Source organism: Allosalinactinospora lopnorensis (genome assembly GCF_000981225.1).
Lineage (GTDB): Bacteria > Actinomycetota > Actinomycetes > Streptosporangiales > Streptosporangiaceae > Allosalinactinospora > Allosalinactinospora lopnorensis.
Map to the genome: position 1 here is coordinate 1 of NZ_LAJC01000085.1, position 21,224 is coordinate 21,224.

The 21,224-nt window shown below is 71.3% G+C and carries 19 protein-coding genes and 1 pseudogene; 9 read left to right on the plus strand and 11 right to left on the minus strand.

Translation table 11 applies throughout. From position 1 onward, the window contains the following. Positions 1-1,110: DUF3068 domain-containing protein (locus tag VS93_RS22930; RefSeq protein ID WP_338022785.1), on the plus strand; the 1,110-nt coding region annotated here is incomplete at its 5' end. Positions 1,111-1,114: 4 nt separating this feature from the next. On the opposite strand, the gene VS93_RS22935 is transcribed toward VS93_RS22930, so the two are convergent. Next, positions 1,115-1,882 carry a class I SAM-dependent methyltransferase gene (locus VS93_RS22935; RefSeq protein ID WP_046471955.1) on the minus strand — a complete coding sequence of 256 codons (768 nt, stop codon included), beginning with the start codon at positions 1,880-1,882 and terminating at the stop codon, positions 1,115-1,117. Further along, positions 1,879-2,637, minus strand: a complete 759-nt coding sequence (locus tag VS93_RS22940) for a class I SAM-dependent methyltransferase (protein WP_236700686.1) — start codon at positions 2,635-2,637, stop codon at positions 1,879-1,881. The genes VS93_RS22935 and VS93_RS22940 overlap by 4 nt, the downstream gene beginning before the upstream one ends. Positions 2,638-2,806: 169 nt before the next feature. On the opposite strand from VS93_RS22940, the gene VS93_RS22945 reads away from it, so the two are divergent. Further along, positions 2,807-4,807: a hypothetical protein gene (locus VS93_RS22945; protein WP_236700687.1), complete on the plus strand. Its 2,001-nt coding sequence runs from the start codon at positions 2,807-2,809 to the stop codon at positions 4,805-4,807. A gap of 148 nt (positions 4,808-4,955) precedes the next feature. Here the strand turns inward: VS93_RS22945 and VS93_RS22950 are convergent, their stop codons facing one another. From VS93_RS22950 to VS93_RS22955, 3 genes are all read right to left on the minus strand, one after another. Further along, positions 4,956-6,404 (minus strand): alkaline phosphatase family protein, encoded by a 1,449-nt coding sequence (locus VS93_RS22950; RefSeq protein WP_162231705.1) that lies wholly within the window; start codon positions 6,402-6,404, stop codon positions 4,956-4,958. Next, positions 6,365-6,754, minus strand: a complete 390-nt coding sequence (locus tag VS93_RS29465; protein WP_162231706.1) for a hypothetical protein — start codon at positions 6,752-6,754, stop codon at positions 6,365-6,367. Before VS93_RS29465 ends, VS93_RS22950 begins: the two co-directional genes overlap by 40 nt. 284 nt (positions 6,755-7,038) lie before the next feature. After that, positions 7,039-8,346: an acyltransferase family protein gene (locus VS93_RS22955; RefSeq protein ID WP_052745937.1), complete on the minus strand. Its 1,308-nt coding sequence runs from the start codon at positions 8,344-8,346 to the stop codon at positions 7,039-7,041. Positions 8,347-8,509: 163 nt separating this feature from the next. Between VS93_RS22955 and VS93_RS22960 the strand changes: the two genes are divergently transcribed. The 3 genes and pseudogenes from VS93_RS22960 to VS93_RS22970 all read left to right on the plus strand — a co-directional run bounded on the left by VS93_RS22960 (position 8,510) and on the right by VS93_RS22970 (position 11,817). Beyond that, a complete protein-coding gene (locus VS93_RS22960) occupies positions 8,510-9,436 on the plus strand; it encodes a DUF3068 domain-containing protein (RefSeq protein ID WP_046471956.1) in 927 nt (308 codons plus the stop codon). Positions 9,437-9,452: 16 nt separating this feature from the next. Then, positions 9,453-10,427: a decaprenyl-phosphate phosphoribosyltransferase gene (locus VS93_RS22965; protein WP_082127130.1), complete on the plus strand. Its 975-nt coding sequence runs from the start codon at positions 9,453-9,455 to the stop codon at positions 10,425-10,427. Between the two features lie 27 nt (positions 10,428-10,454). Then, a pseudogene (locus tag VS93_RS22970) lies at positions 10,455-11,817 on the plus strand (FAD-binding protein). Between the two features lie 129 nt (positions 11,818-11,946). On the opposite strand, the gene VS93_RS22975 reads toward VS93_RS22970, so the two are convergent. From VS93_RS22975 to VS93_RS22990, 4 genes are read right to left on the minus strand one after another with little or no spacing between them, the layout of a single operon-like run. Next, entirely contained in the window at positions 11,947-12,921 is a 975-nt protein-coding gene (locus VS93_RS22975) for a Bug family tripartite tricarboxylate transporter substrate binding protein (RefSeq protein WP_052745938.1), read from the minus strand. 8 nt (positions 12,922-12,929) lie between these two features. Continuing rightward, positions 12,930-14,474, minus strand: a complete 1,545-nt coding sequence (locus VS93_RS22980) for a tripartite tricarboxylate transporter permease (protein ID WP_046471957.1) — start codon at positions 14,472-14,474, stop codon at positions 12,930-12,932. Between the two features lie 20 nt (positions 14,475-14,494). Beyond that, positions 14,495-15,061 carry a tripartite tricarboxylate transporter TctB family protein gene (locus tag VS93_RS22985; RefSeq protein WP_046471958.1) on the minus strand — a complete coding sequence of 189 codons (567 nt, stop codon included), beginning with the start codon at positions 15,059-15,061 and terminating at the stop codon, positions 14,495-14,497. A 6-nt stretch (positions 15,062-15,067) separates the two neighbouring features. Beyond that, complete coding sequence (locus tag VS93_RS22990) at positions 15,068-16,084, minus strand: Bug family tripartite tricarboxylate transporter substrate binding protein (protein ID WP_046471959.1); 1,017 nt, start codon at positions 16,082-16,084, stop codon at positions 15,068-15,070. A 243-nt stretch (positions 16,085-16,327) separates the two neighbouring features. On the opposite strand from VS93_RS22990, the gene VS93_RS22995 reads away from it, so the two are divergent. From VS93_RS22995 to VS93_RS23010, 4 genes are all read left to right on the plus strand, one after another. After that, a complete protein-coding gene (locus VS93_RS22995; protein ID WP_046471960.1) occupies positions 16,328-17,908 on the plus strand; it encodes a sensor histidine kinase in 1,581 nt (526 codons plus the stop codon). Beyond that, positions 17,905-18,606 (plus strand): response regulator, encoded by a 702-nt coding sequence (locus tag VS93_RS23000; protein ID WP_046471961.1) that lies wholly within the window; start codon positions 17,905-17,907, stop codon positions 18,604-18,606. Before VS93_RS22995 ends, VS93_RS23000 begins: the two co-directional genes overlap by 4 nt. A 198-nt stretch (positions 18,607-18,804) precedes the next feature. Beyond that, positions 18,805-19,377 carry a DUF1707 SHOCT-like domain-containing protein gene (locus tag VS93_RS23005; protein WP_046471962.1) on the plus strand — a complete coding sequence of 191 codons (573 nt, stop codon included), beginning with the start codon at positions 18,805-18,807 and terminating at the stop codon, positions 19,375-19,377. A gap of 131 nt (positions 19,378-19,508) precedes the next feature. Next, positions 19,509-20,333 (plus strand): SDR family NAD(P)-dependent oxidoreductase, encoded by an 825-nt coding sequence (locus VS93_RS23010; protein ID WP_046471963.1) that lies wholly within the window; start codon positions 19,509-19,511, stop codon positions 20,331-20,333. A 37-nt stretch (positions 20,334-20,370) separates the two neighbouring features. On the opposite strand, the gene VS93_RS23015 is transcribed toward VS93_RS23010, so the two are convergent. Both VS93_RS23015 and VS93_RS32070 read right to left on the minus strand, forming a co-directional pair. Continuing rightward, the gene (locus VS93_RS23015) at positions 20,371-20,928 is read right to left on the minus strand and encodes a DUF488 domain-containing protein (RefSeq protein WP_173434356.1); all 558 of its coding nucleotides are present in this window, start codon (positions 20,926-20,928) and stop codon (positions 20,371-20,373) included. Between the two features lie 19 nt (positions 20,929-20,947). Continuing rightward, positions 20,948-21,224: transposase (locus VS93_RS32070; RefSeq protein WP_236700688.1), on the minus strand; the 277-nt coding region annotated here is incomplete at its 5' end.

A 21,224-nucleotide genomic window follows, 5' to 3' on the forward strand; every position in this document is an offset into this window, starting at 1 on the left:
CCCCCCGCTCTCCTCGGGGCGGACGACCCCGGTGCCGGGCGGGACGCCGAAACCGGCCCCGCCGCCCCCGCCGGGCAGGACGACCGGCGGGAGCCGGGGGCGCTGCGCCGCAACGCCGGTCCCGTACTGGTGGCGTGCGGGGCGTTCTTCGCCACGTTCGCGCTGCTCCTGCGGCTCTACGTGTACGGACAGCTCGCTGTGCTGCCCGGCGACGTCGAGGCGGAGCTGCAACTGGTGGACGAGGCGGCGTCCTACCTCGACACCGGTACCTGGAAGACGGTCGAGGAGGCCGAGGTCACCCGGACCACCGACATCTACGGCGAACCCAACCCCGGCGACCCCGGGCGCAGCGTCTGGCAGATGTCGGTCGACACCGCCGCCCCGAACACGATGATCGCGCACATGGACCGGCGGGTCATCGTGGACCGCTCCACCGGCCGCGCCGTGAACTGCTGCGGGGAGCACGTCGACGGCGACCGCGCCGTGCGGCAGGCCGGCCTGGTACTGCACTGGCCGGCCAATGCCCGGGGCGCGGAGTACCCGCTCTACGACGCCGATATCCGCGCCGCGCCGCGCATGGTCCTCGACGGCGAGGAGGACGTCGCGGGGGTCGCCACCCGCAAGTACGTCCAGGAGATCGAGGCCACCCAGATCCCGGACTCCGCGCGGGAGGTGCCGGCCGCGGCGCTCGGCCTGGAGCGCCGCGGGACGGTGACGGCCACCCGGTGGCTGGAGGTGCGCAGGTCCTACTGGATCGAGCCGGTCAGCGGCCACCTGGTGAACGCGGTGGAAAAGCGCCACGAGACGCTGCGCTCCGAGAGCCGCGCGGGCGAGCGCGTGCTGCTGGACGCCGAGTTCGCCATGCCGGACCACCTGGTCGCCGCGCACGCCGAGGAGGCCGAGAGCCGGTCGCTGCTGCTCACCGCCCTGCGTACCTGGCTGCCCGCCGGTCTGGGCGCCCTGGGAGCGGCGCTGATCCTGGTGGGCCTGGTGCGGACATGGGTGGGAGAGAGGCGCGCGAGAGACGCGGAGGCCCCGGCGGCAGTGGAGGACGCGGAGGCCCCGGTAGACGCAGGGGACGCGGATCCCGAGGGCACCGCGGGCCGGTAGCCGCTCAATGCTTGCGCAGCACCAGCAGCAGGTTCCACGTCACGACCTCACGAAGGCCGGGGACGCGCACCACGGGTTTCATCCAGCCCGGCAGGTAGCGGGGCAGGACGTCGAGCACGTCCACGTCGTCGCGGTCGCGGCTCCACGCCAGCATCCGCGACGCCGACAGCGCGAACATCGTGCAGCCGAAGTCGTTCTTGGGACGGCGGCCGTTCTTCCTGGTGAAGCGGCGGGCCGCGTAGTGGCCGCCGAGGTAGTGCCACGGCGAAGTCTCGTGCCCGCCCCACGGGCACAGCCACAGCGTGTACGAGAGGTAGACCAGGCCGCCGGGGCGGGTCACCCGGACCATCTCGTCGGCCATGCGCTCCGGTTCGGGGACGTGCTCCAGCACGTTGGACGAGAGGCAGACGTCCACCGAGCCGGTCCGCACCGGCATGTCCAGGGCGCTGCCGAGCACCGCGGTGCCGGGCGCCTCACCGCCGCGCAGTCGCAGCTCTCCCGCATCGGCGTCCACGCACACGCACCGGGCGCCAGCGGCGTTCAGCGCGTCGGTGAAGTAGCCCGGGCCGCCACCGATGTCCACGACGACGGCACCGTCGAGCGGTGTGTAGGAGCGCAGTTGGGCGACGGTGTCGCGGGCGAGCGTGCCGTAGAAGAGGTCCGGGTCGGTCTGCTCCTTGCGGAACGCGGAGAAGAGCCGGACCGAGCGGCCCAGCGTCGCGCGGAACGGGATCGTCCGGCCGGCCGTCCCGGAGCGGGGCGGGGTGCTCATCGGGTTCCTCCGCTGTCCGCTGCGGGCTCGACGGTGACGAAGTGGCGCAGGTGCTGCCAGTGGTCGCCGCTCCAGTACTCGTCGGAGGCGGCGATCCGGGCCCCGCCGGCCGCCAGCAGCCCGGCCAGCCGTTCCGGTGGGAGCGTGTGCATCCGCATCGGGGCCGGGTAGCGCAGCAGCGTCCGCTGCGCGACGCGGATGAGCGGCCATGGGGCGTACCGGAACACCAGACCCTTGAACGTGCGGGCCTCGCGGCCGGGAACACCGATCACCATGGCCCCGCTCGGCCGAACGACGCGGGTGAACTCGCGCAGGTACCCGGCTGCCAGATCGGGGGGCAGGTGCTGCAGGACGAGGTCGCAGTACACGAGGTCGAACGAGCCATCGGCGAAGGCCGCCAGGTCGGGGCCGTCGTTGAGCCGGAACTCGATCCGTCCCCCGCTCCGGTCGAGCCGGCGGGCCTCTGCCAGCATGGGTTCGGAGATGTCCACGCCGGTGACCGTGTCGAAGTACCCGGCCAGCGCGTTGGAGAGCCGGCCCGCGCCGCAGCCGAAGTCGAGGGCGCGGTCGCGCCCCGGACGGATCCCCAGGCCGTCGAGGCGGTCCATGGCCTTCTCGACCTCCCGCCGGCCGGAGGCCAGGAACCCGTCGTCGTCCCAGCCGCCGCTGCGCTTGGCGGGGTCGACGCACACCGCCCAGAGCGGCTCGGCGGACCCGAGCCGCGTCCAGTCCCTGCGCACCTCGTCGAGGCTCACGGTTACCCCCCAGATCGGCACCGGAATCCGAGATGAACCCGGTTCCTCTTCTGATTCCCCCAACACTACGGACCTGCGACGATGATCACATCGCAATGTGGAACATGTTGTATTCTGACACCTCTTTATCCAGTGGCGCCAACCGGCACCAGGCCAGGGAAGTGAGCGCATGACCGATTCCGGGGACTCCCCGTCCGGGGCGCAGGCCAGCGGGGCCGGTCCGTCCGCCCGCGCCGCCGACGACTCCGCCGGAGGCCGCGGTTCCGGGTGGGCGCGGACCGTCTCCGAGGCGGTGGCCCGCGGTCTGCGGGAGCCGCTGGTGCTGGTCGGCGGCCTGCTCATCGTCGCCTCGCTCGCGCTGAAGATCTACGTGCTGCGCGACGCCTACTTCATCGAGGACGACTTCCTGTTCGTGGGGAACGCGGCCTCCAGCGACCTCACCTGGGACTACCTGACCGATCTGCACAAGGGCCACCTGATGCCGGGAGCGATGTTCCTGGCCTACGCCCAGACGGCCCTTTCGCCCTACAACTGGCCGCTGACCGCCGGCGTCATGCTCGCCTTCCAGGCGGGCGCGTCAGCGGCGGTGTTCCGGCTCTTCTGGGTGGTGTTCGGGCGGCGCTGGGCCATCCTCAGCCCGCTCGCGGTCTACCTCTTCGCCCCGTTGACCCTGCCGGTGCTCGCCTGGTGGTCCGCCGCGCTCAACGCGGTGCCGTTCCAGATGGCCATCGCGCTGGCGCTGCTGTGGACAGCGCAGTACCTCCGCACCGGTGACTCCCGGTACGGCTGGATGACGGCGGGCGCGGTCGTGCTCGGCATGGCCTTCTCCGTCAAGGCGATGTTCCTGCCGCCGCTGCTGTTCGCGGTGGCCGCCGCGTTCCTGGTCCCGGGACGGTTCCCGCACACCATCCGGCGGACCTTCGAGCGCGACCTGCCGTTCTGGGTCGGCATGGCGGCGCTTTCCCTCGGGCACGGCCTGCTCTACCTCATGCGGGAGGAGAGCGCCGCCGGCGAGGGCGCCGGCGCTCCCGAGGCGGACACCGCGGTGACCATGACCCGCCGACTCCTCGGTGAGACCTTCCCCGCCGGTGCCGTGGGCGGACCGTTCGAGTGGGGGCCGGTGACCCCCTCCGGGGGGCTGCTCGATCCCACGGCGGCCATGGCCATCGCGGCCTGGTCGGTCCTGGCGCTGCTCGTCGTGGCGAGCCTGCTGGCACGCCGCCGCGCCTGGCGCGCATGGGCGATCCTCGCGGGTTACCTGATCGTCGTGGACATCGTCCCCACCCTCCTCGCCCGCGGCCGCTACGAGGACATGGTGGGCTACGACCCGCGCTACGTCGCCGACGCCGCGCTCGTCTTCGCGATCTGCCTGGCGTTCGCGTTCCTTCCCGCGCGGGAGGAGACCGAGGACAGCGGTGACGTCTACCGCCGCCGACTCCCGCTCAACCGGGTACGCGACGTCGCGGTCACCGCCACCGCCGCTTTCGTCCTGGCCGCGGGCTACTCCACCCACACCTTCACCGACACCCTCAGCGGTGACCGGGTCCGCTGGTACCTCGACACCGTCCGCGCGTCCTTGGAGGGCGTCCCAGAGGAGGCGGGCATCTACTCGCGCCCGGTACCGGAGAACATCGTCCTGCCCTGGAACGGCCCGCGCCGGCTCAGCCACCGCGTGCTCAGCCCGCTCGTGGACGGCGAGCTGGGCGAGCGCGTCGCGGAGCCGCAGCAGGCGTCGCTGGCGATGGTGTTCAACGACGACGGGCACCTGGTGAACGCGAAACCGGCGGAGGGCAGCGCGTTCTTCGGTCCCCCGGAGGACGAGAAGTGCATCGCCACCTTCGGCGGCCAGGCGGTATGGGGGGTGGAGTCACTCGGCGGGGAGACCAACGTGCTGGGGATCGGCTACACCGCCGAGGAGGAGACCGAGGTGGCCACGGTCCTCGGCGACGCCTGGGTCTCGGCCTCCCTTCCCGAAGCGCCCGACGGTGGCACCTGGTACGTGCCGGTCGACGGGGCGGGCACCCAGATCATGCTGCACACCGAAGAAGAAGAGCTGTGCATGGAGTGGGTGACATTCGGTGAGATGGTGCCCGCGACGGAGGGCAACCCCTGGGAGGAGCAGGAGGAGCAGGACAGTGAGGACGACGCCGGGGAGGACGAGGCCGGCTGACCCGCCGGCGCCCGGGCCGGGCCGGTGCGAGGCCTCCGGTCGGCATGGCTTCGCGGCCATGGACCGAAGGCTCCGTCCGTATCCGCCGGCCTCCGCCCGGGGAGGCGGTTCCGATCTGACACCCCTGCCGGGAAGGGCCCGGCGGTCCCTAGCTCTGCGGACCGAAGGCGGTCAGGAACCGGTCGCGGAAGGCGTCCATGCGCCAGGTCGGGGCCTGCGCGTCGGGGTGCAGGCCGTCCTGCCACTTCCAATCGGAGATGTGGTCGAACACGTCCGGGTCGCCGCTGACGATCGTGATCGGCACGTCGCGGCTGGCGTCCTCGCCGGTGACGACCGGGGAGGGCTGGTGGTCGCCGAGGAAGATGAGCACCAGATCCTCGTCGCCGTAGGTCTCCGCATAGGAGATGAGGCTGTTGAGCGAGTACTCGACGGCCTTGCGGTAGTCGTCCCGTACCTGTTCGGGGTCGCGCTGCGTGATGGTGCGTATCGGGTGGCTTTCCGTGGCCATGGACTCGTAGACCGAGCCGTCGCCGATGTCGTCCCAGTCGATGAGCTCGGGGATGGGGTCCCAGGGAGCGTGGCTGGAGATCAGGGGGATGTCCGCCATGAGCGGGGTGCTGTCGCGGTCCGGATTCGCGCGCTCCAGGCGTTCGAAGGCCGACAGGGTGTACTGGTCGGGCATGTTGGACCAGCTGAAGGGCGGGCCGCGGTATCCCAATTCCTGGGAGGGATAGATCCGGTCGTAGCCGAAGAACCCGCCCTCCGGCCAGGCCCGGTCGACGCCGGGCATCATGGCGGCGGTCTGCCAGCCCGCGCGCTGGAAGGCGCCGGTGAGGGTCAGCCGGTCGCTGGTGACGAGGTTGCGGTAGCGCTGCTGGTTGTCGATCCACAGTCCGGACAGCATCGTGGCGTGGGCCAGCCAGCTGCTGCCCCCCACCGTTGACGAGGTGAGGAAGGCGCTCTGGGAGGTGAACCCGGCCTCGTTCAGTCGGCTTTCGCCCTCGTCGAGCACCGCGCCGACCTCCGGCTCGAACCGCGGGTTCTGCACCGCGTCCCGCCCGTAGCTTTCGATGAAGGCGAGGACGACGTCCTTGCCGCGCAGGGCGGTCAGCAGCTCCTCGTCCGGGGTGTCGGCGAAGGCGTCGTCGGCGGCCTCGGCGGCGAACGCCCGCTGGTCCTGCAGGCCGGTGACCATCTGGCGGCCGTGGTCGTAGGCGAGGGTGGCCGTGCCGTTGGCGGCGAGCGGGACGTCCGGGGCGATCTGCACGCCGAGTAGGACACAGGTGACCCAGACGACCCCGAACGTCATGAGGGTGCGGGACGCCGTGGTGGCATGCCGGGCCGCGACGCGGGCCAGCCGCCGGACCGAGAGCGCCATGAGGGCGATCACGGCCCCGGCGGCGGCGACGGCCGCGACCACCGCGCCGACCGCGGCAGCGCCGCCGACCGAGGAGTCGACGAACTCCACGCCGGCCATGATGGCGTACCAGTCCAGTACCGGGTCGAACGGCCGGGCCAGAACCGCGAGGAAGCCCATGTCGAAGACCTTCACGATGGTCAGCAGGCCCAGGAGCGCACCGAGCAGCACCGCCACCACCTGCCTTGCCTTGGTCGGCAGGAGGAGAACGAGGCCGACGCCGAGAAGTCCCTCCGCGGGATGGACAGGAACGCCTCAGGGGTCAGGTGGGTGAAGTCGTTGGGAAGGTTGAGGGCGAACAGCACGAGCAGGCAGGCCAACACGGTGCTCACCCGCGACGCGAGGAGGCGCGCTCCGCGGCGGTCGCCGGTGTCTTCCCCCGCCGCCTCGCCGTCCCGGGGGTCTCCGGCGCCGTCACCCGCGGCGTCCTCGTCCGGTACGCGCTCCAGACGGTCCTCCGCGCTCAGATCCTGCCGCCCGTCTCTCCGTCTCGGAGTCGCCAGCCGACGAAGGCGCGTGAAGAACAACAATGCGAAGGTCCTTTCTCTGCTGAGCCTGGAGCCGGCCGCTGCCGCGAATGCCAGTCCGTGCTGCGCAGAGGGGCGGCGGCGCCCACTATGTGGTACGGCCGACGGCTGCCGGTGGTTCACACCGGCTGCGCAACCGCGAGGCGGGGCCGGTGGGCGCGCCCTCCCCCCGGGCCGGTAAGGGCGGCCGCCGAGCCCGCCGCGCAATGGAGCGCGCCGTCGACCGGCTCGAACGCCGCCGGGCGGCGGCCACCCCGATACGAGTGGCTCCGACGCCCGAACAGGTTCTAACGCCGCACCTTACCGCGCTCGTCCCGCCGTGACCGGCCCACGTCGTACCAGTGGCGGCTCGGCGCCTCCACCCATCGGTAGGTCACCGTGGCCAGCAGGATCGTCCCGGCGGTGACGGGGACGACGTCGAGCCAGAAGGACCCCGTGAAGATCTCCTGCCCGGTGAAGCCGCGCCAGAGGTAGAGCACCACGAACTGCCACAGGAAGATGCCGTAGGAGGTCCTGCCGAGGTAGCGGCTCACCCGGTGCCGGAGCAGGGTCGCCAGCCACGCCCCGTTGGTCCAGCGCGGCGCCTCGGGATCCTGGCCGGCGGCGGGCATCAGGGCGACGGGCGCGATGACGAAGAACGCGAACAGCATCGCGGTGAACATGCTGAACAGGGACCCCCACAGGCTCTCGACGCCGACGAAGCGGGGACCGGCGGCCGGGGTCGAGGCCAGCAGGTAGACGATCCCGGCGAGCACCCAGCACAACGTGGCGGCCCGGGGCAGGGTGCGGCAGAACCGGCGCACCGGGCCGTCGGCTCCGGGTTCGCGCCAGGCCCACTCCGATACAACGGCGAGTGCCATTCCCACCGCGAACATCCCGAGCGTGCGGGGCAGCCAGGCGTGCAGGTACGGCCGGGGCTCCGGATAGAACTGCGGGAACAGCGAGAGCACGGCCACCACGCCCAGCATGGCCACCCCGGCGAGCAGCCATTTCGCCCGCGCGTTCACGTCGTCGCCCCCGCGGGCGGCGAACGCCGCGAGCAGCAGCGCGAACACCGGGAGCAGTACGTAGAAGCTGACCTCCACGCACAGGCTCCACATCTGACCCAGTCCGTACGGCCCTGTGCCCTCCCACCAGGGGTCGAGGTCGTAGGTGAACGTCAGGGTCAGTACCTCGACCCAGGTGCGCACGGAGTCCAGGTGCTCCCGCGACCACAGCAGCAGCGCCGTGGTGGCGACGATCCAGTACGCCGGCAGTACGCGCAGAGCGCGCCGCCAGAAGTAGCGGCGCACCCGCGGGCCGGCGGCGCCGTCGAGGGCCGCGCGCGCCCACGGGCGGTAGAGCAGCAGCCCCGAGAGCGCGAAGAACAGCGGTACGCCGAGCTCACCGGTGGCCAGGAGGGCGCCGACCACACCGGGTTCGAGGGCGTTGCCGGTCTCCACCGCCACGTGGAACACCAGTACCAGCAGGGCGGCCATGGCGCGGATGCCGTCGAGTGACTCCTGGTGCCCGTGGATCTGCGGCAGGTAACGGGCGCTTCGTGTGTCCGCCGCACCGGGGCGGGAGGATCGGGGGCGTTCAGCGGATGCGGTCACCGGCGGCCTTCCGGGGACGTTGGCTCAGGGCTGGGATAATTCTTCTAGAGTAGAACTTGTTATAAAAATTCAGACACGCCCTGGTGACGTTGCTCGCTACGGGCGAGTAGTCTACCGCAGATTGAACCAGTTTCAGATCGTTGTCGTTGCGCCCGGGAGGCAAATGCGCCGTACCGTTGCAGTCGTCTGCATCGCGCTGGGGGTTTTCAGTATCGCCCTGGCCCCCATGCTCCGATTCTGGGTGGCGAGCGCCGTCATGAAAACCCCGATGGACTACTACGACCAGAAGGTCAACCGGGGGGAGGACGTCACCTATTTCAGCATCGAGGATGTGGAGCTGGTCGAGGGAGCGACGGTCGAGGCGCACACGACCATCCGCGGCGACGTGGCCGCCAGCGACGAGGACACCGTGGTCTGGGACCAGTTCACCTGGGTCAAGGACGCCGACACCGACTACGCCTTCCAGTCCACGACCCGCCGTACCGGCCACGACCGGGTCACCGGCGAGGCCGTCGACTGCTGCGACCCCTCGGTCAACGACGAGTCGGTGCGCCAGGAGGGGCAGGCGTTCAAGTTCCCCTTCCTCACGGAGCAGAAGGACTACGAGTTCTTCGACACCACCGTCCAGGAGACCAACCCCATCCGGTTCGACGGCGAGGAGGTCGTCCACGGCGTGGAGACCTACCGGTTCGTGCAGGAGATCGAGCCGACCAAGATCGACGAGCGGGAGATCCCCCGGGACCTCGTCGACATGGAGGGCGACGGCGACGTCACCACCGACGAGATGTACTCCGTCACCCGGACGTACTGGATCGAGCCCACGACCGGTTCCCCCATCCACCTGAGCGAGGAGCAGCATCGGGGCGCCTACGTCGACGACGAGGAGGTGCTCACGCTCTTCAAAGGCACGATGGACTGGACCGACGAGACGATCGAGGGCAACATCGAAGGCGCCCAGCAGGGCATGACCATCATTCCACTGCTGCGCACCACCCTGCCGATCGCGCTGCTCGCCGTCGGCGCCGGCCTGCTCCTCCTCGGCGGGGTGCTGATGGCGGCTTCCCGTTCCGGCGCGCGCGGGCGGGATTGAATTCCGGTCGGCCAGCATGCCTGACGCCGCGCCCAGCACCCCGGCCGCCGCCTCGGAACCGTCCCGGGCGGCTCCGAGGCGGCCGGAGGACCCCGGGGCGGATCCCGGATCCCGGATCACGCCGGCCGCGCGCTGTGCGGGTCTGGTGCGCGCGTGCCGTCCCAAGCAGTGGCTGAAGAACCTGCTGGTCTTCGCCGCGCCGGGGACGGCGGGGGTTCTCGGTGACCCGCGGACGCTGGGCTGGACCGCTGCCGCGTTCGCGCTGTTCTGCCTGGCCTCCAGCGGCACGTACCTGCTCAACGACGCCCGCGATGTCCGCGGCGACCGGCTGCACGACCGTAAACGGAACCGGCCCGTCGCCGCCGGCGTGGTCCCGGTCCCCGCCGCCGTCGTGGTGGGCACCGTGCTGGTCGCGGCCGCCCCGGCCGCGGTGCTCCCGCTGGGCAACTGGCCGCTGTTCGCCGTGCTCGCGGGGTACCTGCTGCTCACCAGCGCCTACACGCTATGGCTGAAGAACGTCATCATCTGCGACATCGTCGCGGTGGCCGGGTGCCATGTGCTGCGTGCGCTCGCCGGGGGAGCGGCGGTCGGCGTCTACCTCTCCAACTGGTTCCTGATCGTGGTGTCGCTGGCCGCGCTGCTCGTGGTCGCCGGCAAGCGCGAGGCCGAGCTCCGCAACCCCGACAGCGGGGGCGGCCGGGCCACGCTCGTTCGCTACTCGGTGAGCTACCTCGCACAGGTGCGCACCATGGTCTCCGGGGCGATGATCGTCACCTACTGCCTGTGGGCGCTGGACGATCGTCCCGGGGCGGAGCCGTGGTTCCACGCCGCGAGTATCGTCCCCTTCATCATTTTCGTGCTCCGCTACCACCTGCTGGTGGACCGGGGGGTCGGCGAGGAGCCCGAGGAACTCGCACTGCGCGACCGGCCGCTGCAGCTCTGCCTGGCGGCGCTGGTGCTGCTGGTCGCGCTCGGTGTCTATGCCGGCTGACCGCGAAAGGGAGGGACGCGCGTGCGTATGAGACGTCAGATGCTCACCGGCTGGGGGCGCACCGCCCCCACGCTGGCCACGGTCGCGCGTCCGCGCACCCCCGAGGAGGTGGCGCTGCTGCTGCGGGAGGCCGGAGAAGGGGGAGCGCCCGGGCGCGGCGCGATCGCCCGCGGCCTCGGCCGGTCCTACGGTGACGCCGCCCAGTGCGCCGGAGGCTGGTCGTCGACTGCGCCGACCTCGCCCCCGGCTTCCGGATCGACCCCGCATCGGCGACCGTCACCGCCTCGGCGGGGACGAGCCTCGCCGACCTCATGGAGCGGCTGCTGGCGCACGGCTACTTCGTCCCGGTGACCCCCGGAACCCGGCACGTCACCGTCGGCGGCGCGATCGGCGCCGACATCCACGGCAAGAATCACCACGTGGACTCCTCCTTCGGGGCGCACGTGCGCTCACTGACCCTGGTGACGCCTGACGGCGCGGAGCGCCGGATCGGTCCCGAACACGACCCTGAGCTGTTCTGGGCCACGGTCGGCGGCATGGGGCTGACCGGCGTCATCACCGATGCGACGTTCGACGTCATCCCCGTCGAGACGGCGAGCGCCCGGGTCGACACCGACCGCACCCGCGACCTCGACTCGGCTCTCGCGCTCATGAGCGCGACCGATGACCGGTACCACTACACGGTCTGCTGGATCGACCTCCTCGCCCGCGGGGCCGCGACGGGCCGGGGCGTGCTCACCCGGGCCCATCACGCGACGCTGGAGGACCTGCCGCCCCGGCTGCGCCGCGCCCCCTGCGCTACCACCCCCGGACGGTGGCGGGCGCCCCGCCCTGGGTCCCGCCCCGGCTGCTGAACACCTGGAGTGTGCGGGCGTTCAACGCCGCCTACTACACCCGCGCCCCGAGGCGCGAACGCGGCGCGCTCCAGGGGCTGGGCTCCTTCTTCCATCCACTGGACGCCGTGCACGGCTGGAACCGGCTGTACGGGCCGCGCGGGCTGGTGCAGTACCAGTTCGCGGTGCCGTTCGGGGAGGAACGCACGCTGCGCCGGATCGTGGAGCGGCTGGCATCGGCGGGGGCGCCGTCGTTCCTCGCGGTGCTGAAACGCTTCGGAGCAGGCACCCCGGCCCCGCTGTCGTTCCCCATGCCCGGATGGACTCTGGCGCTGGATCTCCCGGCGGAGCTGCCCGGGCTGGCCGGCCTGCTGCGCTCCTTCGACGAGCGGGTGCTCGCGGCGGGCGGGCGCCTCTACCTGGCCAAGGACAGCAGAGCGGACGCGCGGACCGTGCACGCCATGTACCCGCGGCTCGGCACGTGGCGCGGGGTCCGCGAACGCGTCGACCCGAAGGGAACCCTCCGCTCCGACCTGGCGCGCAGACTGGAGCTGTGAGCGAGCCCGACGAAGGAGCGCAGTGGCGATGCCGATTGCGGAGCCGGGGGCGGCGTCCGCGGAGTGAGTGAGGAGTGGTGAGCGAACGGGGGGGGTGCTTGTGCGGGTCCGGCCGGGGCGGCGGGCCGCTCAGGTCAGCCCCAGCGGGGTGAGGACCTCCTCGATCCGGGCGTCCTCCTCGGCGAGGAACGCGCCGAACTCGTCGCCGGTGATGTAGGCGTCCGACCAGTAGTTGTTCCGCATCGCGGCCCGCCACTCCGGCGAGTCGCACAGCTCGTCCAGGGCGGCGATAAGACCGTCCCGCTCGTCCCGGGTGATCCCCGGCGGGGCGAGCAGCCCCCGCCAGTTCGTGAACTCCAGGTCGATCCCGAGCTCGCGCAGCGTCGGCGCGTCGACGCCGCCGATCCGGTCGGGACCGGTGACCGCCAGCACCCGCAGTTCGCCCGCCTCGATGGCCTCCCGGTACTCGCCCGCGCCCGCGGACGCGACGTCCACATCGTGCCTGAGGACCGCCGAGAGCAGTTCGCCGCCGCCGTCGTGCCACACGTAGTCGGTGTCCTGGGGATCCTGCCCGATCTCCTCGGCCAGTAGCATCGTGGCGATGTGGTCCGGGCCGCCCGGGCTGGAGCCGCCGCCGATCGTCACCGGCACCGAAGGGTCGGTCCAGTCGTCGAGGAGGTCCTCGAACGTCTCGTACGGCGAGTCCGGAGGCACCAGGAAGGCCCCGGGTTCCTCCATCAGCCGCACCAGTGGTGTGGCCTCGGTGATCGGGGTGTGGGCCTCGTGGATCCGCGCGCCGGCCACCAGGCCCAGCCCCATTTGCAGCAGGAGGCGGTCGTCGCCCTCCTCGTACATCAGCCGGGCCAGTCCCGAGGTGCCGGCTCCGCCCGGCAGGTTGAACACCTCGGTCTCCTCGGCCATCCCGGTCTCCTCGGCAGTCGCCGCCAGGGTGCGCGCCGTGATGTCGTAACCGCCCCCCGGCGGGGTCGGGACCATGACCCGAACCCCGTCGAGGGACCTTCTCTCGATACCGGGAAGGACGCCGCAGCCCGCCGCCAGCAGCACGCTCACCGCTATGGCGAGAAAGCGGCGCATATCCGTCATATTCGCGGCTACCTCCGCTGCTTCTCGACGCCACCACCGCCATTGTCGCCGCCGGTGACCTTCGAGGAGGCGGCGGAGCGGTGCCGGCGCACCATGCCGATCAGCGGGCCGGCGAGCGAGAGCACGGCCAGCGCCAGCAGCGCGGCGGAGATCGGCTTGGTCAGGAAGATCGACCAGTCTCCGTTGGAGATCTGCAGCGCACGGCGCATCGACTGCTCCATCAGGCCGCCGAGGATGAGGCCGAGGATGAGCGGGGCGGCGGGGAAGCCGTTCTGCCGCATCAGGTATCCCAGGACCCCGAAGCCGAGCAGCAACCAGAGGTCGAACACGCTGAAGCTCAGACCGTAGACCCCGACCACGCAGAACACGACGACCAGCGGGATCAGCAGCGCCTTCGGCGTTTTGAGGACCTTGGCGAACAGGGGGATCAGGGGCAGGTTCAGGACGAGTAGCACGATGTTGCCGACGTACATACTGGCCACGACGCCCCAGAAGACCTCCGGCCGTTCGGTCAGCATCATCGGCCCGGGCTGCACCCCCAGTACCAGCAGCGCGCCCAGCAGGATCGCGGTGGTTCCGGAGCCCGGGACGCCGAGGGTGAGCAGCGGAACGAAGGAGCCCACAGCGGCACCGTTGTTCGCGGCCTCCGGTGCGGCGACCCCCTTGATGTTGCCCTTGCCGAACGTGTCCTGGTCCTTGGCCAGACGCTTCTCGGCCGAGTAGCCGAGGAACGAGGCCACGGTCGCGCCGGCCCCGGGCAGCACTCCGGTGAAGAAGCCCAGGACGGAGCCGCGGCCCGCCGCCGGCCCCATCTGGCCGAGTTCGCGCCGGCTCAACCGCAGCGAGGTGACGGCGCCTCCCGCACCGCCGGCGCTGCGGCGGACCAGCATCGTGAACACCTCGGCCAGCGCGAACACGCCGAGCGCGACGATGAGGAACTCCACACCCTCGTACAGTTCGGGGAGGTCGAAGGTGAACCGCAGCACGGCCGTCTGCGAGTCGATGCCCACGAGGGCGATGATCACCCCCGCCACCGCGGAGATGAGGCCTTTGGTGAGGTTGTTCCCGGCCAGGGAGACCACTGCGGTCAGGCCGAGGATCATCAGCGCGAAGTACTCGGCCGGGCCGAAGCTCACCGCCAACCTGGCCAGTTGCGGCGCGATCAGCATCAGCAGCACCACACCGACCGTCCCGCCGATGAACGAGGCGATGGCTGCGATCGCCAGCGCCTTGCCGGCCTGGCCCTTCCTGGCCATGGGGTAGCCGTCGAAGGACGTGGCGACGGTGCCGGCCACACCGGGCGCGTTGAGCAGGATGGACGATGTCGAACCGCCGAAGATGGCGCCGTAGTAGACGCCGGCCAGCATGATGATGGCCGTGGTCGGGTCCATGCCGTAGGCGATCGGGATCATCAGCGCGATCGCGCTCATGGGTCCGAGACCGGGCAGGATGCCAATGATCGTCCCGGCGAGCACGCCGATGAAGACGAACACCAGGTTCTCCGGCGCCAACGCGATGCCGAACCCGTAGCCGAGCTGACTGAGAGTGTCCATGATGGTGGCTCCGGTCGGGGTCAGAAGGGGAACGGCCCTGAGGGCAGCACCACGTTGAGGCCCTCGGACATGCCGAAGTAGACGAGCGCCGCGACGCCCACGCTCACCGCGGCGTTGACGGCGTGCCGGCGGTAGCCCAGGTACCAGGTGGTGGCGCCGATGTAGAGCGCGGTCGTGATCAGAAAGCCCAGCGGGACGAGCAGCGTGATGTAGCCGGCGACCGAGCCCGCGAACAGCAGCAGTTCCAGCCGCGGGTCGGACAGCCGCCCCAGGCGCTGGGGACCGGCGGGAGCGCCGTCACCGGCCTCGGTCCCCTCCTCGGCGGTACCCGGCGAGGAGGGCTCCGCGGAGTCCTCAACGGCGTCGGAGGCGTCCTGGGCCTGCTCGGCCGGAGCCGGGCGCTGGAAGAACAGGACGGCGGCGAGGAGCAGCAGGGCGGCGCCGAGCAGCCGCGGCAGTGTCGCGGGCTGCACCGGCACCTCCACGGCCGTGAACTCCGGCATCCGGAGGGCGAGCGCGAGGTAGCCCGCCGCGACCAGCGCGATCGCGACGGCTACCGTGCGGTTGGAGAAGCGGAACGGGACCACGGGTGATCAGCCCTGCTCCGTGCCCAGGCCGACCTCGTCGAGGATCTCGCCGGACTCGGCGTGGGCCTCGTCCAGGAAGGTGCCGAACTCCTCGCTGTCCATGTAGGACTGCTCCCAGCCGAGGTTGCCGGTCTCTTCCTTCCAGCTGTCCTGTTCGACCATGTCGGCGAAGAGCCGCTCGTAGTAGGCGACCTGCCCCTCGGTCATCTCTCCGGGGCCCATGACGCCGCGCCAGATGTCGAAGTCGAAGTCGATGCCCTCTTCCTGCAGGGTGGGGGTGTCGGGGGCGGCGTCGGTCGGCTCCGGAGCCGACGTGGCCAGCATCCGGGCGTCGTCGGACTCCACCATGCCGGCGGCTTCGGAGATACCTGTGACAGCGGCATCGACGTGCCCGCCGACCATCGAGGTCAGGGCCTCACCGCCGCCGTCGTGGGGGACGTAGTTGAGCTCCTTCGGATCGCCGCCCGCGGCCTTCACGGCTCCGGCGAGCGCGACGTGGTCCATGCTGCCCGGGCCGGAGCCGCCGGCGATGCTGATGGACTCAGGGTCCTCCTCCACCTGCTCGACGAGGTCCTCGAAGCTCTCCAGCGGCGAGTCCTCCGGCACCACGTACGCCATGTACTCGGTGGCCAGCGCCGCGATCGGGGTGAAGTCCTCGTGGGTGTGGTCGGAGTTCCCGCTCAGCGGAACCAGGATGATCGGCGGGCTGGTGACGAACAGCTTGTGCGGGTCGTCGGGGGTGTTGGCGACGTGGGCCCAGCCGATGGCGCCGCCGCCGCCGGGCTTGTTCTCCACCTGGAGGTTCTGGTCGACCATCTCCTCCTCTTCCAGCACCCGGCTGGTGGTGCGGGCGAGCGTGTCCCAGCCCCCGCCGGTCTCGGCCGGGGCGATCAGCTCGATCGGGCGTTCGGGGGACCACCCGCCGTCGGCGTTCTGGCCGCCGCTTCCACCGCACGCGGTGCTGAGCAGGACCACGGAGGCACCCGCGGCGGCAGTGGTGATGAGACGTGGTGCGCGGAACATATGCGTCTCCCATGACAGAAGGGTTGCGGCCGGCAGGGCCGGTGTGAGGTAACGCATAGGAAAACAGCCGGCAATCCGCTGGAAAACCGTTGTGTCGGTTATGCGGGCAATGGTGGTAGTGAACCTTGTGGTCGTAGTGTTCGCGTATCGCCGCGAATCCCCGGTCACATGCGACGATGACCCGAACCACGTGGGACGATCACTCCGGTGGCCGGCGCTGCGACCGGAAGGAGGGGATCGGCGATGCGCCCCAGGTTCACGCTGGCCGGGCAGTTCCTCGCCTTGCAGCTGATGATCGTGGTGGCTGTGCTCCTCGCCGTCGTGGGAGTGTCCGTCGCCCAGGCCGACGCGCGGTTCCGGCAGGTCGAGGGGCAGTCGATGCTCGCGGTGGCGGAATCGGCGGCTTCCATGGGCGCGGTCCGGACCGGGCTGACCAACCCCGACCGGCAGGGCATCCTGCAGCCGACAGCCGAGCGCCTGCGCGGCCTTTCCAACGCGGACCACCTGGTCATCGCCGGCACCGACCGGCGTATGCGCTCCTCCGCCGACCCGCGCCGGATCGGCCAGACCATCGACCTCAGCGAGAGCACCGTTCTGTCCGGGCGTACCTGGATCGGCGTCATGGCGATCGGGGAGGAGCGGGTGTTGGCCGCGCATGTCCCGGTCATCGACGGCGACGGCGAGATCGTCGGGGTCGCCGCGGCCGGCCGCACCTATCCCGGCCCGGTCGGGCAGGTCGCCACCGCCGCGCCCACCCTGTTGGTCTACCTCGGCATCGCGAGTGTCCTGGGGGTCGCGGGCTCCCTGCTGCTCGCCCGGCGGATCAAGCGGCAGACGCTGGGGCTGGAGCCGGAGGACATCACCCGGCTGGCCGAGGACCGCACGGCCATGCTGCACGGCATCAAGGAGGGCGTGCTGGGCCTGGACCGGGACAACCGGGTCACCCTGGTCAACGACAAGGCCGCCGAACTGCTCCGGCTGCCCCCCGACGCGGCGGGCCGGACACTGAGCGAGCTCGGTGTCGAGCCGGACATCTACAGTGTGCTCACCGACCGGGTCCAGGAGCCCGACCGGGTGGTGCTCATGGGGGACCGCCTCGTCACCCTCAACTGGATGCCGCTGAACAGCGGGGACCGCAGCATCGGTTCGGTCACCACCATGCGCGACCGGACCGATCTCGCCAAGCTGCAGCAGGAACTCGACCTCACCCTGACCACCACCGAGGCGCTGCGCGCGCAGGCGCACGAGTTCAGCAACCAGCTCCACGTGATCACCGGGCTCCTGGAGCTGGAAGAGTACGACGAGGTCGCCCGGTATGTGAACACCATCGGCGGGGCGCGCACGCAGCTGGCCGACGACGTCACCTCCCGCGTGGCCGACTCCTCGGTGGCGGCCCTGCTCATCGCCAAGGCGAGCCTGGCCGCCGAGCAGGACGTCGCGCTGCGCGTCTCCGAGCTCACCCGTCTCGGCGCCCAGGACGAGCAGCTCTCGGCCGACCTGGTCACGGTCGTCGGCAACTTGGTCGACAACGCGCTCGACGCCGTCCGCGGCGACGAGGCGGCGTGGGTCGAGGTGGAACTGGTCGAGCACGATGACGCCGTGCGGTTGCGGGTGCGCGACTCCGGACGGGGCGTCCCCCCGGAGCTGGTGCAGGAGGTGTTCCGGCGCGGCTTCAGTACGAAGGGTGCCGGCGGCGCCTACCGCGGAGTCGGGCTGGCGCTCGTCCGCCTGGTGTGTTCACGCAGGGGCGGCGCTGTCGGCGTGGAAGGGGCGGAGTTCACCGCCTGGCTGCCCCACCGCCGCTACAGGACGGAGGCATCGTGATCCGAGTGCTCGTGGTCGACGACGACTTCATGGTGGCCCGGATACACCGCCGCATGGTCGAGCGGGTGCCGGGCTTCACCGTCGTGGGGGAGGCGCGTACCGGCGCCGAGGCGCTCTCCATGGTGGCCGACCAGCGTCCGGACCTCGTCCTGCTCGACATCTACCTTCCGGACATCAGCGGCATCGAGGTACTGCGGCAGTTACGCGATCTGGGGGACCCGGAGGTGGACGTGCTCGTCGTGACGGCGGCCAAGGACGCGGCCACCGTCCGCAAGGCGCTGCACGGGGGAGCGGTGCACTACGTGATCAAACCCTTCGACGCGGAGACCCTGCGCGAACGGCTCACCCGCTACCAGGAGATGCGCACCGTGCTGGCGGACGACAGGGCACCGGGGCAGGCCGACCTCGACCGGGTCTTCGGCCAGGCGGGCGGTGCACCGGGGGGATCCGGCCCGAACCGCCCTCCGATGCCGAAGGGCCTCACCCCCGAATCGGCGCGGCTGGTCGAGGGCGAGCTGAGCCGGGCGGGAGAGGCCTCGGCATCCGAATGCGCCGAGCTCACCGGGCTCTCCCGGGTGAGCGCCCGCCGCTACCTGGAGTTCTTCGTCGAGATGGGCAAGGCCGAGGTACGGCTGCGCTACGGGACCGCGGGCCGCCCCGAACGCCGCTACCACTGGACCGGCAGCCGGCCGGTGTGAGGGACGGGGGCGCCCGGCGGCGGGGGTGCGCCGGGACGGTGAACACACCCGCTGGAAACCCGCCTAAGCCCGCCCCCACCGGTGGCGACGGGTACCGCCGCGGGAAGACCCCACCCCCACGGGCGGGGTCGACGCCGCGCCGCAAGGCAACGGTTCAGGACACGTTTTCCCGCATTTCCTGAACGGTAAGATCTCGCTATGCGGTCGACGACTTCTGAACCGCCCACCCCGCGCAGGAGGGTCTCCGACTCCGAACGTGAACAGGCGGTGCAGCGCCTCAACCGGGCGTTCGCCGAGGGGCGGCTGACGATGGAGGAGTTCGACGAGCGGCTCTCGTCGGCCTACCGGGCCACGTTCGAGGACGAGCTCGGTGCGCTGCTGCAGGATCTGCCCTCCCCCGGAGAGGCGGCCCCCGCCTCCGGCGAGACCATCGAGCTCAGTACGGGCAGCGGCACACTGAAGCGGGGCGGTGACTGGGTTGTTCCGCGGTGGCTGAAGGTGCGGTCCGACTCGGGGACGGTACGCCTGGACCTGACCGCGGCCACGCTCGAACACCGGGTGGTGGACATCGAACTCACCGTCGACAGCGGCACGACCGTCATCACGCTGCCCTACGGGGCGTCTGCGAACCTGGACGGGCTGACAACACGGCACGGGTCCATCAAGTCCCGGGTGTCCGCCCGCCCCGACCCGGCCGCGCTGCACGTCCGGATCAGCGGACACACCAACGTGGGCATGGTGAAGGTCCGCTACGGCCGCCATCACCGTTGAGGGCCGGGGCGGCGGGCACGGCCGCGCCCTTCCCCTGGTCGGCGTCCTTTGGCAGGCTCGCCTGCATATGTCGCCGCCTCGCTGCGGCCCCGCCTTCCCGGCGGAACCAACACCAAGAGCGGGAGACCCGAATGCGGAACTCGGTGGGTGCGGTGGACTCCGTGCTCCTCCTCGGCGGACGGAGCGAGATCGGGCTGGCCATCGTCGAGCGCCTGGTGCGCGACGGTGCCCGGAGGATCGTGCTGGCGGCGCGGAACGCCGCGGTTCCACGACCGGGTCCGCGGGAACCGGAGGCGGCGGAAACAGCGCCTGACACATCGCCGCAGACGGCGGCGCAGGCGCGGGAGCGGCTGCTCTCCGCGGGCGCGGTCGAAGTGCACCTGGTCGACTTCGACGCCGCCGAGCCCGGGACGCACACCGACGTCGTCGCTGCGGCCGCGAAGTTCGTGGGCGACCTCGACGTCGTCATCGACGCGTTCGGGGTCCTGGGCGAGCAGTCCATCTATGACAGCGACCCGGTGGCCGCGGCCGGCGCCGCGACGGCCAACTTCACCGGGCACGTCTCCACCGGGGTCGCCGTCGCCGCGCGGCTGAGGGAGCAGGGGCACGGCACCTTCGTCGTCATCTCCTCGGTCGCGGGGGTCCGGGTGCGCCGCGCCAACTACGTCTACGGCGCCGCGAAGGCCGGGCTGGACGGGTTCGCCCAAGGTCTCGACGACGCGCTGTACGGGACCGGGGCCCGGGTGATGATCGTGCGCCCCGGGTACGTGCCCACGCAGATGTCCGCGCACGTCTCGGCCGCGCCGTTCCCGGCGGCGGTGCCGGAGGTGGCCGACGCGGTCGCCGACGGTCTGCGCACTGGCGCCGGGGTCGTCTGGGTGCCGCGCAAGCTGAAAGTGGTCTCCGCCTGCATGCGGATGCTCCCCCGTGCGGTCTGGCGGCGCCTGCCGCGGTGACCCGGTGCCGCCGGGGCGTCCGCGGCAGGTCGTGCGCTCAGAGCAGCGCCTGCCCCCCGGCGTCGTAGACGAGCAGGCCGTCGTCGCGCGGCCGCACGCCCGGACCCGGTTCGTGGGGCGCCATGCGGCCGTCGTGCATCAGGTGCCGCACCGGCGTATGCCGTGTCACCTGCGCGAAGTCGGCGATCAGCCGCCGGTGGCAGCGCCACCAGACGCTCTCGCTGCACAGGATCGCTGTCGGCTGCGCGGCGGCCTGGCCGAGCAGTTCCTCGGCGGCGGCCAGGAAGTCCGGGGTGCGCATGTGCTCCGCGTAGCCGCGGAACCCCTCCACGCGCCACGCCACGTCGGGTGAGTCGGGGGACGGCCGGCGGCGGCCGCCCAGACGCTTGTCCCAGCGATAGCGGATGCCCAGCTCGGGCAACCACCGTTCCAGCTCGGACCGTGCGACGTGCGGGTTGCGCCTGCTGCCCGGCGCGATGCGCACGTCCACCACGGCGCGCATCCCCGCCCCGCGCAGCAGGTCGGCGATGGTGTCCTGCTCCGCTGTTCCGTGCCCGAAGGTCACCAGCACAGCGGCGGACGTGTGGCTCTGCATTCCACCGTTCATTGGAGTTTCAGTGGCTCTCAATGATTCGCCCGTTACCGGGCGAAGGTCTCCGTCTGGCCCGGGTGGAAGCCCGGTGCGGGGTAGACGCTTCACAGCCACCCGCCGCACCAGGCGCGGTCTTATGGTCGGCTCCACGTCCGTTTATCGTCTCCGGGCCACTCCCGGCGACGTGCCGCTTCACCAGCGCGGCGAGGTTGCGCGCGGCGTTGAGGTCCCGGTCGAGGACCACACCGCAGGCGGTGCAGGTGAAGGTGCGCTCAGACAGGGCGAGCTTGGCTTTCACT

What these genes read in the sequence shown, in the direction of transcription:
- VS93_RS22935 (WP_046471955.1), bottom strand. Translation starts at nt 1,882, where the DNA reads ATGAGCACCCCGCCCCGCTCCGGGACGGCCGGCCGGACGATCCCGTTC.
- VS93_RS22945 (WP_236700687.1), top strand. Translation starts at nt 2,807, where the DNA reads ATGACCGATTCCGGGGACTCCCCGTCCGGGGCGCAGGCCAGCGGGGCC.
- VS93_RS22960 (WP_046471956.1), top strand. Translation starts at nt 8,510, where the DNA reads ATGCGCCGTACCGTTGCAGTCGTCTGCATCGCGCTGGGGGTTTTCAGT.
- VS93_RS22965 (WP_082127130.1), top strand. Translation starts at nt 9,453, where the DNA reads ATGCCTGACGCCGCGCCCAGCACCCCGGCCGCCGCCTCGGAACCGTCC.
- VS93_RS22975 (WP_052745938.1), bottom strand. Translation starts at nt 12,921, where the DNA reads ATGACGGATATGCGCCGCTTTCTCGCCATAGCGGTGAGCGTGCTGCTG.
- VS93_RS22980 (WP_046471957.1), bottom strand. Translation starts at nt 14,474, where the DNA reads ATGGACACTCTCAGTCAGCTCGGCTACGGGTTCGGCATCGCGTTGGCG.
- VS93_RS22990 (WP_046471959.1), bottom strand. Translation starts at nt 16,084, where the DNA reads ATGTTCCGCGCACCACGTCTCATCACCACTGCCGCCGCGGGTGCCTCC.
- VS93_RS22995 (WP_046471960.1), top strand. Translation starts at nt 16,328, where the DNA reads ATGCGCCCCAGGTTCACGCTGGCCGGGCAGTTCCTCGCCTTGCAGCTG.
- VS93_RS23005 (WP_046471962.1), top strand. Translation starts at nt 18,805, where the DNA reads ATGCGGTCGACGACTTCTGAACCGCCCACCCCGCGCAGGAGGGTCTCC.
- VS93_RS23010 (WP_046471963.1), top strand. Translation starts at nt 19,509, where the DNA reads ATGCGGAACTCGGTGGGTGCGGTGGACTCCGTGCTCCTCCTCGGCGGA.
- VS93_RS23015 (WP_173434356.1), bottom strand. Translation starts at nt 20,928, where the DNA reads ATGCAGAGCCACACGTCCGCCGCTGTGCTGGTGACCTTCGGGCACGGA.